The sequence below is a fragment of the Serratia sp. GW822-FHT06E05 genome (genome assembly GCF_058799445.1).
Window position 1 is genome coordinate 419,346 of the sequence record NZ_JBXALM010000003.1, and the last position, 15,059, is coordinate 434,404.

General features: G+C 57.1%; 7 protein-coding genes and 1 riboswitch. Of the genes, 6 read left to right on the forward strand and 1 reads right to left on the reverse strand.

Annotation, left to right across the window (positions count from 1 at the left end):
* Positions 1-57: 57 nt before the first annotated feature.
* A complete protein-coding gene (locus AC1RKC_RS11945) occupies positions 58-1,494 on the forward strand; it encodes a capsule assembly Wzi family protein (protein WP_261135999.1) in 1,437 nt (478 codons plus the stop codon).
* Positions 1,495-1,558: 64 nt separating this feature from the next.
* Here AC1RKC_RS11945 and pgi read toward each other — a convergent pair whose 3' ends face one another.
* On the reverse strand, positions 1,559-3,205 hold the full coding sequence (gene pgi, locus AC1RKC_RS11950) for a glucose-6-phosphate isomerase (RefSeq protein ID WP_048759960.1): 1,647 nt from the start codon (positions 3,203-3,205) through the stop codon (positions 1,559-1,561).
* Between the two features lie 273 nt (positions 3,206-3,478).
* On the opposite strand from pgi, the gene AC1RKC_RS11955 reads away from it, so the two are divergent.
* From AC1RKC_RS11955 to AC1RKC_RS11975, 5 genes are all read left to right on the forward strand, one after another.
* Complete coding sequence (locus AC1RKC_RS11955; protein WP_046372515.1) at positions 3,479-5,287, forward strand: cation:proton antiporter; 1,809 nt, start codon at positions 3,479-3,481, stop codon at positions 5,285-5,287.
* A gap of 52 nt (positions 5,288-5,339) precedes the next feature.
* Positions 5,340-5,532, forward strand: a riboswitch (Lysine riboswitch).
* A gap of 108 nt (positions 5,533-5,640) precedes the next feature.
* Positions 5,641-7,008, forward strand: a complete 1,368-nt coding sequence (gene lysC / locus AC1RKC_RS11960; RefSeq protein WP_020837187.1) for a lysine-sensitive aspartokinase 3 — start codon at positions 5,641-5,643, stop codon at positions 7,006-7,008.
* A gap of 144 nt (positions 7,009-7,152) precedes the next feature.
* A complete protein-coding gene (gene panS, locus AC1RKC_RS11965) occupies positions 7,153-8,070 on the forward strand; it encodes a ketopantoate/pantoate/pantothenate transporter PanS (protein ID WP_046372514.1) in 918 nt (305 codons plus the stop codon).
* Between the two features lie 416 nt (positions 8,071-8,486).
* On the forward strand, positions 8,487-10,163 hold the full coding sequence (locus AC1RKC_RS11970) for a ShlB/FhaC/HecB family hemolysin secretion/activation protein (RefSeq protein ID WP_046372513.1): 1,677 nt from the start codon (positions 8,487-8,489) through the stop codon (positions 10,161-10,163).
* Positions 10,164-10,208: 45 nt separating this feature from the next.
* Entirely contained in the window at positions 10,209-15,056 is a 4,848-nt protein-coding gene (locus AC1RKC_RS11975) for a hemagglutinin repeat-containing protein (RefSeq protein WP_493092493.1), read from the forward strand.
* The last annotated feature ends 3 nt before the right edge of the window (positions 15,057-15,059 follow it).

A 15,059-nucleotide genomic window follows, 5' to 3' on the forward strand; every position in this document is an offset into this window, starting at 1 on the left:
TGATGGGTCATAGATCTTTACATAAAACAAACACCTCGAATTAACAAGGGAATATTTATGCGCGCTAAGCTTAACGGACTGGTCGCCGCAGGCCTGTTTACCTGTGCATTAACCGGCCATGCCAGCGGATTGGTAACCCCTGATAATGACCTGCGCAACGACCTCGCCTGGTTGTCCGATCGCGGCGTCATCAACGTTAGCCTGTCCACCTGGCCACTAAGCCAGGAAGAGATCAGTTCAGTCATTTCACAGGCCAAACCGGTAACCAATACCGAGAAAAACGTCATCGACCGTGTTCAACGCCGCGTCGGCGAACTGAAAGCCAATATCCGCGTCAGCGGTTACGCCGCCACCGATAAGCCCGGCACGCCACAGGGTTTCGGGCAGAACCAATATGCTGACCAAAGCCTCACCGTCGGTGCCGGTGCCAACGGCGAATTCTGGGACGTGCGACTCCAGGGTTCAGTCGAAGGCGATCAGCGCGTCAGCGACGGTTCCAAATTCAACCTCAACGGCTCCTACGGTGCAGTGAAAATCTGGAACCAGTGGCTGTCCTTCGGTGAGGTATCCCAGTGGTGGGGCCCTGGTTACGACGGCAGCCTGATCCGTTCCGACGCCGCACGCCCGGTCGCCGGCTTTATGCTGCAGCGCGCCGACCAATCGCCGTTTGAAACCCCTTGGCTGTCCTGGATTGGCCGTTGGCAGTACCAACTGACGGCGGGTCAGCTGTCGCAGTACACCGCCGTGCCTGACACCAAGCTGATCGGCGGCCGTCTGACCATGATGCCGACCAACTTCCTCGAGTTGGGTGCTTCGCGCATCATGCAGTGGGGCGGCAGCGGCCGACCACAGTCCTTTAGCTCCTTCTGGGACGCCTTCACCGGCAAGGACAACGATGACTCAGGCCAAGGCAACGATCCCGGCAACCAGCTCGCCGGTTTCGACTTCAAGCTGAAAATGCAGCCGTTGATTGGTCTGCCTGTCAGCCTGTACGGTCAGTTAGTGGGTGAAGATGAAGCGGGCTTCCTGCCATCGCAAAATACCTACCTGCTGGGGCTGGAAGGCCATCCTGAATGGGGCCCAACCACTATCAACTGGTCTATTGAAGGGGCAGATACCCGCTCCGATATGAGCCGTAAAAACTATGTTTACACCCACTACACCTATAAAGGTGGCTACTACCAGCAAGGCTACCCACTGGGCCACGCCATGGGCGGCGACGGGCAAATGCTGTCCGGCCGCGTAGAGATGGTGTTGGACGATGGCCAACGCTGGAGCACACGTCTGGTGTATGCCAAAGTAAACCCGAACAGCCAGCCAATTAACCAGGCCTTCCCGAAATCCGACACGCTGAAAGGCATTCAGTTAGGCTGGGGTTACAACTTCGACTCTCAGGTCAAGTTTGATACCAGCCTGTGGTACACCGATAACAACGCCAGCACCGCCGATGACGTAGGCGCAGGCATCAGTTTCGAAGTGCCTATCAATCTGTAATTCCTTCAGACGTAAAAAAAACCCGCCAAGGCGGGTTTTTTATTGGCATTCATTCAGACGTTAATTAACGCCATTCTTTGAAGCGATTGATCAGTGCATTGGTTGAACTGTCGTGGCTGCTGACCGCTTCGTCACCGGCCAGTTCAGGCAGGATACGGTTAGCCAGCTGTTTACCCAGTTCCACACCCCACTGGTCGAAGGTGAAGATGTTGAGGATCGCGCCCTGGGTGAAGATCTTGTGTTCATACAGGGCAATCAGGCTACCCAGGCTGAACGGCGTAATCTCACGCAGTAGGATGGAGTTGGTTGGGCGGTTGCCTTCAAATACCTTGAACGGCGCTACGTGCTTAACCTCGTCCGGCGTTTTGCCCTGGGCTGCGAATTCTTCTTCTACCACTTCCAGTGATTTACCGAACGCCAGGGCTTCGGTCTGCGCGAAGAAGTTCGACAGCAGTTTGGCATGGTGGTCGCTCAGCGGATTATGGCTGATGGCCGGCGCGATAAAGTCACAAGGCACCAGTTTGGTCCCCTGGTGGATCAGTTGGTAAAACGCGTGCTGCCCGTTGGTGCCCGGCTCGCCCCAGATGATTGGGCCGGTCTGGTAGTCCACCGGATTGCCGTTGCGATCGACATATTTACCGTTGGATTCCATGTTGCCCTGCTGGAAGTAAGCGGCAAAACGGTGCATGTACTGGTCGTACGGCAGGATAGCTTCGGTTTCTGCACCGAAGAAGTTGTTGTACCAGATACCAATCAACGCCAGCAGCACCGGCAGGTTTTGCTCTGCCGGCGTTTGCGCGAAGTGTTTGTCCATCGCGTGCGCGCCGCTCAGCAACTGTTCAAAATTCTCGTAACCCACTGACAGGGCGATAGACAGGCCAATCGCCGACCACAGGGAATAACGGCCGCCAACCCAGTCCCAAAACTCGAACATGTTAGCGGTGTCGATGCCGAACTCGCCGACCGCCTTACCGTTGGTGGACAGCGCCGCGAAGTGTTTCGCCACGTGTTTTTGGTCACCGGCGGTGCTCAGGAACCAGTCGCGCGCGCTATGGGCGTTGGTCATGGTTTCCTGGGTGGTGAAGGTTTTGGACGCCACCAGGAACAGAGTGGTTTCCGGGTTCAGCGGTTTGAGCGTTTCGGCGATATGAGTGCCGTCAACGTTGGAGACGAAGTGCATGTTCAGGTGATTTTTGTACGGGCGCAGTGCCTCGGTAGCCATATAAGGGCCGAGATCTGAACCGCCAATACCGATATTTACCACGTCAGTAATTGCTTTGCCGGTATAGCCTTTCCAGTCACCGCCAATCACGCGGTCACAGAACTGTTTCATTTTGGCCAGCACCGCATTCACTTCCGGCATCACATCTTTGCCATCAACGATGATTGGGCTGTTGCTGCGGTTACGCAGGGCAATATGCAGCACCGCACGGTCTTCAGTACGGTTGATTTTCTCGCCGGCGAACATGGATTTGATCGCGCTTTGCAGATCGGTTTCTTTCGCCAGTGCCTGCAGCTTCTCCAGGGTTTCCGCGGTGATGCGGTTTTTAGAGTAGTCCACCAGCATCTGATCGTTGAAGGTGGCGGAAAACTTGGAGAAACGCTCTTTGTCCTGAGCAAACAGATCGCTGATCTGTACGTCTTTCATCTGTTCAAAATGTTGCTGCAGGGCTTGCCAAGCAGCGGTTTGACTAGGATTGATATTTTTCATAGCAACACTCTTAGGCTTGAGAATAAATGTGACGTGGTTGACCGATTGTAGCCTGTTCGACCGTGATTATGATCTCTTTTCTTGCGATAGGCGCTAACTGTCAATTGCCGCCGCATCGTTTCAGCACTTCCCCTATACTTTTGGATAACAGCCTGTTATCAGGGTTGCTTAACTGTCACTAAACTGTGTCAGGTTATCACCACGTCAATGACGTAATTAGGCTAAGGATGCGCGGCCAGCCAGGCTGCGGTGTGAACGACGAAGGACATGACTATGGAATTATCTGCCCCATTGATGTTGGTGGTTATTGGCTTGAGCTCATTGCTGGCGCAGTGGCTAGCCTGGGTGTTACGCCTGCCGGCCATTCTGCCGTTGCTGGTGTTTGGCATCGTGCTGGGGCCTGTGGTGCATTGGGTTCAGCCGGACGCGTTGTTCGGCGATTTGCTGTTCCCGCTGGTGTCGCTGTCGGTCGCCATTATTCTGTTTGAAGGGGCGCTAACGCTACGGGTCGAGGAAATACGTGGCCTCGGCGGCGTGGTGCGCAATCTGGTAACCATCGGCATGCTGATGACCTTCCTGGTGATCGGCGTGGCCTGCTGGTGGTTGCTGGACTTTCCACCGGAGTTGGCGGCGCTGATCGGCGCGGTCACAGTGGTCACCGGCCCTACGGTGATCGCCCCGTTGATGCGGGTGGTGCGACCGAATGCCAATATCAACCAGGTACTGCGCTGGGAAGGCATCGTCATCGATCCGGTCGGCGCCATTTTTACCCTGCTGGTGTTCGAATTTATCGTACTGAAACAGCATTCAGAATCTTACACCCATCTGTTCTGGACGCTGGGCATTACCGCCGCCGTCGGCCTGGTGGCTGGCGCGCTGTTCGGCTATTTGCTGGGCCTGGCGCTGCGCCGCGTCTGGCTGCCGCGCTACCTGCAAAACCTGGCGGTACTGGCCATCATGCTCACCGCCTTTGGCGTGTCCAACGCCATTGCCGATGAATCCGGCCTGCTGACCGTTACCGTGATGGGCATTTGGCTGGCCAATATGCGCGATGTGGATACCAGCGACATTCTGGCGTTCAAGGAAGAGCTGTCGGCGATCCTGATTTCAGCGCTGTTTATCATTTTGGCGGCACGGCTCGACGTTCAGGCCTTGTGGAACATGGGCTGGCCATTATTGGGCCTGTTGCTGGTGGTGCAGTTCGTCGCCCGCCCGCTGTGTATTGCGGTATCAACCTGGCGCTCTTCCCTGCACTGGCGCGATCGCCTGCTGCTATGCTGGATCGCTCCGCGTGGCATCGTCGCCGCGGCGGTCAGTTCGCTGTTTGCCCTGACGCTGCAGCGCAGCGGTTATCCGGGAGCCGATCGGCTGGTGACCGTGGTGTTCGCCGTGATCATCGGCACCGTGGTACTGCAAAGCCTGACCAGCGGCATGATGGCGCGTTGGCTGCGGGTACAGCAGCAAAAACCGCGAGGGGTGCTGATTGTCGGCGCCAATAGCGTCGCACGTATGCTGGCGCAGGCGCTGATGAAGTTGAATATTCCGGTGCTCGTCACCGACAGCAGTTGGGAATATTATCGCCAGGCGCGTATGGACGGCATCCCCGCCTATTATGGCCATGCTTACTCTGAGCATGCCGAAAACTATCTCGATCTCAGCGACACCGCACAAGTACTGGCGCTCTCTCCCAACCGCCACCAAAATGCGTTGGCGGTCTATCACTTCGGCCATATTTTTGGTGAAGGGCAGGTGTTCGCCATCCGCTCCGGTGCCCCGCTGAAAGGCCGCGGCAACAGTGCGGAAAGTTCGCGCTTCCGCCGGCATGAGATCCTGTTCAATCAAGAGGCCACCTACGGTCGGCTAAGCAGCCTGATTGCCCAGGGCGCCACCATCAAAGCCACCAAGCTGAACGAGAACTTTGGCTGGTTGGAATATATAGAGAAAAATCATGGTGTTATTCCGCTTTTCAGCCAGCGGGAAGACGGCACACTGCAGCCGATCGGCGCCGGTTTTGTCCCGGCAATGCCCTGTACGCTGATTGCACTGGTACAAGATGAAAATCCCTCAACTTCCGGACGTTGACAGCGGCACGATATCGGGCTATTCCTAACAGCCTACTTGCGCACCCGGTGTGCAAGCCAGAAGAGGCGCGTCGCCCAGGTAGAGTGTCAGAGGAGCCGTTTTCCAATGACGACGCTTGAGGGGGAGCGACGCCGAGGTAAGGTGATGCGCGGCATTCATCGTATCGACTACAGGGGCTGAATCCCCTGGGTTGTCACCAGAATTGTCCGTAAGGGCAATCAACAAGGTGGGGCGCTTCTGGGTGTATCGTAGCTTTCACTTCTACGTCTGCTCCCGTTTATCGCTCCCCCCTTGTGCCAAGGCTATGAAAAAAGTGTTCTCTGAAGAGGGCCACCCTGACACGAGGTTTTTACATGAACCAAGCAGCACCCCAGAATGCCACCGTTGTCGCCAAATTCGGCGGCACCAGCGTTGCCGACTATGAAGCCATGAACCGCAGCGCCGACGTCGTTCTCGCCAATCCGAACGTACGTCTGGTGGTATTGTCCGCTTCTGCGGGCGTCACCAACCTGCTGGTGGCTCTGGCCGAAGGCAGCGACGCCGACAAGCGTCACTATCAGCTCGACGAAATCCGCCGCATTCAATACGCCATTCTCGATCGCCTCGATAATCCGGCGGTAGTGCGCGACGAAATCGACCGCATGCTGGAAAATATTGCCATGCTGTCCGAAGCGGCCTCCCTGGCCACCTCCACGGCGCTGACCGACGAACTGGTCAGCCACGGCGAACTGATGTCTACCCTGCTGTTCGTTGAGATCCTGCGCAGTCGTGATGTGCAGGCGGAGTGGTTTGACGTACGTAAAGTGATGCACACCGACGATCATTTCGGTCGCGCAACGCCGGACAGCGTAGCGCTGAACCAACTGGCCCAGTCGCTGCTCAAGCCACGCCTGCAGGAAGCCCTGGTGGTTACCCAGGGCTTTATCGGCAGCGAGCCGAAAGGCCGCACCACCACGCTGGGTCGCGGCGGCAGCGATTACACCGCCGCCCTGCTGGGTGAAGCGCTGAGCGTCAGCCGGGTCGATATCTGGACCGACGTGCCGGGCATCTACACCACCGACCCACGCGTGGTTCCGGCGGCAAAACGCATCGATAAAATCGCCTTCGAAGAAGCAGCTGAAATGGCCACCTTTGGCGCAAAAGTCTTGCACCCGGCCACCCTGTTACCGGCCGTTCGCAGCGATATCCCGGTGTTCGTCGGCTCCAGCAAAGATCCGTCCGCCGGCGGTACCCTGGTGTGCAACACCACCGAGAACCCACCGCTATTCCGTGCGCTGGCACTGCGCCGCAAACAAACCCTGCTGACGCTGCACAGCCTCAACATGCTGCACGCACGCGGTTTCCTGGCCGAGGTGTTCAGCATTTTGGCGCGCCACAATATCTCGGTGGACTTGATCACGACCTCCGAAGTTAGCGTAGCGCTGACCATGGATACCACGGGTTCAACCTCCACCGGCGGCAGCCTGCTGACCACTTCATTGCTGACCGAACTGTCGTCACTGTGCCGGGTAGAAGTGGAAGAAAATCTGGCGTTGGTCGCCTTGATCGGCAACAAGCTTTCCCAGGCCTGCGGCGTGGGCAAAGAAGTGTTCGGCGTGCTCGACCCGTTCAATATCCGCATGATCTGTTACGGCGCCAGCAGCTACAACCTGTGCTTCCTGGTACCGGGCGATGACGCCGAACAAGTCGTTCGCACCCTGCACCACAACCTGTTCGAATAAGCTACCGTCACCTTTGCAGGCGCGGCACGCCGCGCCTCTACTTCTAAAAAAGCAGTCCATAACCGTAGGGGTTCAGTTCACCGAACCCGCAAAAAACACAACACCACCCCCATCGTTGTTATTTGGCTAAGGAAAACCTCACTCATGCTGGCAAAATTTACCCGATTATTCCCTCTGTGGGCGCTGCTGCTCGCCGTCGCCGCCTACAGCACGCCCACCACCTTTATCGGGATCGGCCCCTACGTCAGCCCGCTGCTGATGCTGATCATGTTCGCCATGGGCGTCACGCTGCGGCTCGATGACTTTAAACGCGTGCTGTCCCGCCCGGGCCCGGTTGCCGCAGGGATCTTTTTGCATTACCTGATCATGCCGCTGGCTGCCTGGCTGCTGGCAATGCTGTTCCATATGCCCCCGGATCTTTCCGCCGGCATGGTGCTGGTTGGCAGCGTTGCCAGCGGTACCGCGTCCAACGTCATGATCTATCTGGCCAAAGGGGATGTGGCGCTGTCAGTGACCATTTCGGCAGTCTCCACGCTGGTGGGCGTCTTCGCGACGCCGCTGCTGACCCGCCTGTACGTCGATACCGAGATCAGCGTCGACGTCATGGGGATGTTGCTGAGCATTCTGCAGATCGTGGTGATCCCTATTGGTCTGGGTTTGATCGTCCATCACACCTTTACCAAAACCGTCAAACGTATTGAGCCGATCCTGCCGGCGTTGTCGATGATCTGCATTTTGGCGATCATCAGCGCCGTGGTTGCCGGCAGCCAGAGCCATATCGCCTCGGTCGGGCTGGTGGTGATCGTGGCGGTGATCCTGCACAACGGCATCGGGTTGCTGAGTGGTTACTGGGGCGGCAAGCTGTTCGGCTTCGACGAATCGACCTGCCGTACGCTGGCAATTGAAGTCGGCATGCAGAACTCCGGGCTGGCCGCGACGCTGGGTAAAATCTACTTCTCACCGCTGGCCGCGTTGCCGGGCGCCCTGTTCTCGGTGTGGCATAACCTGTCCGGATCCCTGTTGGCGGGTTACTGGTCCGGCCGACCAATCACTAAAAAATAATTTCACCTCGGGGTGCAGTTCACATTTGCGCCCCGGACTCTCCTACGAAATTTCGTATTTCCCACTGGTCGGATTGTCAGAATTATCCCCATCCTCTATTATCCCCGCACAAAATAAAAATTCAGATTTTTCCCAGAGCTGCCGATAACCGCCTATGACGACGAGAGCGGAAAAGTCCAATTAATTTACTTTTTTAATTACCTCATTATGAGTAATTGAAGGGTAATTATTAAAAATATAAACAAGCAGCCTAATTATTATTTAGAAAAATAAAACCCACCTTCTTATTTTCCACTGGCGAATAAGAACCCCGCAATGTGATTGTCGCTCGCGATTCCGGGCCGGCCGTTGGCCGTCCGTTTATTGACCTCATGGATTGAGTAGGCCGCCCCAGCGGTTTCTCATAATGGATTACAATGATCAGAAAAACCGCCGCCCTGGCGCTGCTGTTTAGCACCGCACTCCCCGCCGCCACCCTGCCGGAAATGGGGGGGTTCTCACCGATGAGCGAATCGCGTCGCGCTTTGCAAGACGGTACGCGTGAAGTGAATCAACAAATAGAGCAGCGGCGCTATCAGCAGCTTAAACAGCAGCAGTTGCTGGAAGACCCCGAACCCGCTGCACCGGCACTGCCACTTTCGGCTCAATGCCTGCCGATCGGCGGCGTGTATCTACAGGGGATAACGCTGCTGTCGGCGAAAGATTTGGCAACGCTGAGTGCACTGCCAGAGCGCTGCATTAGCAGCAACGACATCAATCGCCTGACGCGTGAATTGACCCGCTTATACCTGGATAAAGGTTATATCACCGCACGCGTGCAATTTATTCGCCCCAATGCCGAGGGTGAATTAGGCCTGCGTGTCACAGAAGGATTTATCGAAAAAATAGAGGGGGGCGATCGTTGGGTTAACAGCCAATTATTATTCCCTGGATTGGAAGGTCAGCCATTAAAATTAACCCAGCTCGATCAGGGATTAGATCAGGCCAATCGTTTGCAATCGAATAAAACCCGATTGGATATATTACCGGGCAGCAAAGTTGGTGGATCTATTATTCGGTTGCATAATCAACACACTAAACCCTGGTTGCTGTCCACTACGCTGGATAATTACGGTCAGAAAAATACCGGCCAGTGGCTGGCGCGGAGCACGGCAACGCTGGACAGCCCTTTCGGCCTGTCGGACTTCGCCAGCCTGAACGTTGCCGGCACGCTGGACAACCCGGCGCAACGCTATAATCGCGCCTATACCCTGCTCTATTCCCTGCCCTACGGCGCTTTCACCTTCAGCGGCTTTGCCAGCTACTCGCAATACCTGAACCACCAGCAGTTGGTGTTCAACAGCTACAAACTGCACGGCCAGACCCAACAGTACGGTCTGCGCGGCGACTATGTGTTTTATCGCGATCGCGACCAGATCAATACCCTGAACGGGCAACTGACCCATAAGCGCATCACTAACTATTTCGAAACCGTACGTATTGGCCTCGGCAGCCCAACGCTCAGCTTGTTTGAGCTGGGCGTTAACCACCTGCAGATCCTGCCTACCGGGCTGATCAGCGCCAACCTCAGCGTAGAGCAAGGGTTGCCCTGGTTTGGCGCCGACCGTCAAGGGGGGGCCGGGCTGCCCGATCCCCAATTCACCAAGGGCAAGCTGTTCGCCAACCTCAACCAACGCCTCCAGCTTGCCGGTGCCACTTACCAGTTGAGCAACTTGCTGTACGGGCAATACAGCCACGATCGCCTGCCTGGCGTGGAATGGCTCAGCTTGACGGACCGCAGCGCGATCCGGGGTTTCAGCCGCAGCACGCTGTCCGGTGATAACGGCTGGTATCTGCAAAACACCCTTTCCCGCAGCTTCACCTTGGGCCAGAGCAGCCTCACTCCACGTATCGGCGGCGACGTCGGCCGGGTGCTGCCTCGCGATAACCGACCTTCCGGTTGGCAAAGCAGCGCGGGGTTAAGCGCCGGTGTCACCCTGCGTTACCAACGCGCCATGTTCGACGTTGAAGCCAGCCGCGGTTGGCTACTGTCCAGCCACTCAATGCCCGACGATCCGATACAGGTACTGGCACGCTTTTCGTACACCTTTTAGTTTGCGTTTTTTTGCACTACCACAGCGATATATGGAGATACATGGATGAAAAATAATAACTTCAGGCTCTCGGGAGCGGGCAAGTTAGCCGCTTCACTGGCGATCATTCTCGCCTCCCTCGGCAGCGCGTACGCCGGCGAGATCGTAGCGGCCAACGGCGCTAACGGGCCCGGTGTTTCAACTGCCGGTAACGGCGCACAGGTGGTCAATATCGTGACGCCTAACGACCACGGGCTGTCACATAACCAGTATCAGGATTTCAACGTCAACCAACCCGGCGCGGTGCTGAATAACTCGCTCGATGCCGGGCGGTCTCAGTTGGCCGGCCAACTGGCTGCTAACCCGAACCTGAACAACCAGGCGGCCAGCGTGATCCTCAATGAGGTGATCAGCCGCAACCCGTCGCTGTTGCACGGACAGCAAGAAATCTTCGGCATGGCGGCCGACTACGTGCTGGCTAACCCGAACGGCATCAGTTGCGACGGCTGCGGCTTTATCAATACCAGTCGCTCGTCGCTGGTGGTGGGTAACCCCCTGGTGGAAAACGGCATGCTGCAGGGCTACAGCACGTTGGGCAATCGCAACACCCTGAGCCTTGATGGCCGGCTGAACGCCAGTGGCGTGCTGGATTTGATCGCGCCGAGAATCAACAGCCGCGGCGAGGTCATCGTCGCACCGCTGTACGATAAAAAAAGCGATAAAATGATCTCGGCGATCAACGCCATCAGCGGCAACAACCGCGTATCGCACGATGCACAGGTGCTCAGCAGCGAACAACCTGAGCTCACAGTCTGGGACCAGTTATTAGGCACCACGGACAGCTACTATCTTGGCAGCATGCAGGCAGGACGCATCAATATCATCCATACCGTCACCGGCAGTGGCGTAAAGCTGGCTGGCAAGCTGGATGGCAGCGATGAAATCCGGGTGAAAGCTTACAACATCCGCACCGACAGCCAGGTCAACGACAGCAGCAGCAACCGCAATAGCGGCGAGAATTACCAAAACTACCGCGGCGGGATCTACATCAACGACCGCAGCACCGGTCAGCAACTGGCCCGCACCGAACTGAAAGGCAAAAATATCAGCCTGGTGGCCGATAACAGCAACCACCTGACCGCCACCGACGTTCGTGGCGAAGAGATCACGCTGCAAGGCGCCAGCCTGACGCTCGACGGTCGGCAACTGAAGCAGACTCAGGGCCATACCGATGAGCGGTGGTTCTACAGTTGGAAATACAACGTCACCCGTGAGAATGAGAAGCTTCAACAGGCCACCAGCAACATTGAGGCCACGAAAAATGTCACGCTGACCGCCACCGAGCAGGATGTGACGCTGCGCGGCGCCAAGGTTTCTGCGGGCAATGCATTGAGCATCGACGCCAAGCGCGACGTGCAGCTCAGCGGATTGATCGAGCGAGAAAAAACCAGCGAACGCGGTAATCAACGCAACCATACCCCCAGCCTGCGTACCGGCAGTTGGAGCAACAGCAATGAAACCGAAAGCCTGAAGTCCAGCAGCGTCTTCTCCGGCGGTGATTTGGCGATAAAAGCCGGTAATCGCGTCGTAGGCCAGGGTACCAAAGTGTACGCGTCAGGCGACCTCAAGGTGGATGCCAACGACCAAATCAATATCGGCGTACAAAAAACCGCCAATGAGAAAACCGTTCGCGACAATAAAACCTCATGGGGCGGTATCGGCGGCGGCAACAACCAGGACAACAGCAACCGTCGCGAAGTCAGCAACGCTTCTCAGGTGACGGCCGACGGCACCCTGTGGCTGAACGGCAAACAGGGCGTGACCATTACCGGCAGCACCGTGAAGGGCGCCAAAGGCGGTTTTGTCGCCGCCACCGACGGCGGTCTGCGGATCGATAACGCCCTCAGCACCACGGTTGACAAGGTGGATGCCCGTACCGGCACCGTCTTCAATATCACCAGCAGCTCGCAAAAGTCCAATAACAGCCACCAACAGTCCACCGCCAGCGAATTGGTTTCCGATACCAACCTGCAGTTGGTCAGCAAAAAGGATACCGACGTGGTGGGCAGCAAGGTGACCAGCACCGGTAAGCTGGAAGTCAATGCCGGCGGTAATATCAATGTCAGCAGCGGAGAACAGCAGCAGCACATTGATGAGCAAAAAACTGCCCTTGCCATCAACGGCTATGCCAACGAGAAAAGCGACAAGCAATACCGTGCCGGTTTACGTATTGAGCATACCAGTGACAGCGAGAAAACCACCCGCAGCGAACAACAGTCATCAACGCTGAGCGGCGGCAGCGTCGCGCTGAAAGCAGACAAGGACGTGACCTTCAGCGGATCCAAACTGGTGACCACCCAGGGTGACGCCAGCGTCAGCGGCGACAACGTGGCCTTCCTGGCAGCCGACAACAAGACCACCAGCGATACCGAAAAAACCAAAATCGGCGGCGGAGTCTACTACACCGGCGGCATAGATAAAGTTGGCTCCGGCATTGAAGGCGGTTACGAGAACAGCAAGACGCACTCACAAAGCAGCAAGGCGGTGACTTCCGGCAGCGATATCGCGGGCAATCTGACGATTAATGCCAAAGACAAACTGACCCAGCAAGGTGCGCAGCACCAGGTTGGCGGCAAATATCAGGAGAATGCCAACAGCGTTGATCACCTGGCCGCCATCAACAGCGAAAGCAGCAACACCACTAAAACCGACGTCGGCGTAGACATCGGTGCCAACGTCGATTACAGCGCCGTCACCCGCCCGGTAGAACGTGCGGTAGGGAAAGTCGCCAAGCTGGACGCCAACGGCGTGATTAACGAGATCGGCGGCATCGGCGCACCGAATATCGGGCTGGATATTGGCGCCAATGGCGGCAGCAGCGAAAAGAGCAATAGCAGCTCCCAAGCCGTAGTCAGCAAGATTACCGCCGGATCCATCGACGTAAAAGCCAGCGGGAAATTGCAGGATACTGGAACACAGTATCAGGCGACTCAAGGGAGCGTAGCGCTGACAGCCGATAGCCACCACAGTGAAGCGGCGAAAAACAGCCAGCAGGAAAGCAGCAGCGAAACCCGCGGCGGCGCCAGCGTGCGCGTTTATACCACCACCGGCAGCGATCTGACCATCGATGCCAAAGGCGAAGGCGGCAATAAGCACAGCGAAAGCACCGGCAGCCAGGCCGTGACCGGTAGCATCACCGCCGCCAATGGTATCGACATCAAGGTCAAGCAAGACGCGGTGTATCAGGGTACTTCGTTGCAGGCCGGCGACGGCAAGGCGAAGGTAAAAGCGGAAGACGGCAACATCCGTTTCGACCAGGCCACCGATACCAGCCATGAAAGCCACAACGGCTTCAATGTCAAAGTGTCGGCCAAAGGCGGTACCACACCGGAAACCAAAAGCTTCGGCCTTGGGCTGGGTGGCGGCTACAGCAACGGGAAGAGTGACGGCAGCAGCGCGCAAGTCAGCAACATCGGCGGCAAACAGGGCGTAGAACTGGATGCCGGCCGTGGCCTGACGCTGCAAGGCAGTAATGTCACCAGCCAGGGCGACGTTTCGCTGAAAGCGGGAGACAAGGTCGCGCTTCAGGCAGCCCAATCGCAGCAGACCCGCAAGGACGATACGCTCTCTGGCAATATCGATATCGGCGGCAACAGCACCGATAACGACAAAAAGAGCGCGGGCGGCCTTTCTCTCGGCGGCGCGTTTGACATTGCCAAGGTAGATGAGACCTCGACGACCCAGCAAGGTGGCAAAATCACCAGCGGCGGCGCAGTGACCATTAGCGCCAAAGGCAACGACGCGCATGCCCTGCATCTGCAGGGAACCGAGGTCAAGGGCAGCAGCGTTGGCCTGAACGCCGAGAACGGCGGCGTGGTGCTGGAGTCGGTACAAAACCAGGAGCAGAAAAACAACTGGAACCTGGGGCTGAAGGCTAACGCCAAAGGCGGCCAATCCTTCAATAAGGACGCCAACGGCAAGGTGGATACCACCAGCGGCAGCGACACCCATACCCTGGGCGCCGGTGTGAAAGTCGGTGTCGATAACCTGCAAAAAACCACTCAGGGCAACAGCCTGATTAGCGCAGGAGAAGTCACGATCAACAGTGGTAAAGACACCCAGTTGGCCGGCGCCCGAATCGATGCCGACAGCGTGCAAGGCAACATCGGTGGCGATCTGCGCGTCGAAAGTCGCAAAGACAGCGAAAGCAGCGTGAAGGTCGATGTGGATGTCGGTCTGAGCCACACCAACGACCCGGCCAGCAGCATAACCAGCAAACTGTCGAAAGTGGGTACCCCGCACTACGCGGGTAAGGTGAAGGAGAAGCTGGAGGGCGGCATCAACAAGGTCGCTGACGCCACCACCGACAAGTACAACAGCGTAGCTCGTCGCCTCGATCCGAAGCAGGACACCACCGGCGCGGTCAGCTTCAGCAAGGCCGAAGGTAAGGTCACCCTGCCGGAAACGCTTGCCGGCGAAAAAGAAAAGGGGCCACTGTGGGATCGCGGCGCTCGCTTCCTGGGCAACAAATCCAAAGAGAGCCTGACCGGTCCTGCCGGGCTGCAAGGTCAGTTCAAGGTCAAGGCCGACGTAGTCAATAACGATGCAGTAGGCGTGCAGTCGGCCATCAATGGGAAAAATGACGTTGCGCTCAACGTTCAGGGCACCACTCGTCTCACTGGCGGCGAGATCCGCAGCCAGCAAGGTGAAGTGACGCTGGGTAACGGTAAACTGGAACAGCAGGACGTGGTCGGCAACCGCTATCAGGGTGGTGGTCATCTTGATGCCGCTGCCTCGGCAGGCGCACTGCTGGGCATCGCCGGTAAAAGCGTGGTGAACCTGGAGACACCGGTAGGCGGTTATATCAATAACCAGGCCGCCGATGCCAAAGCGGGGGTCTTTTCGGGTAAATAATTG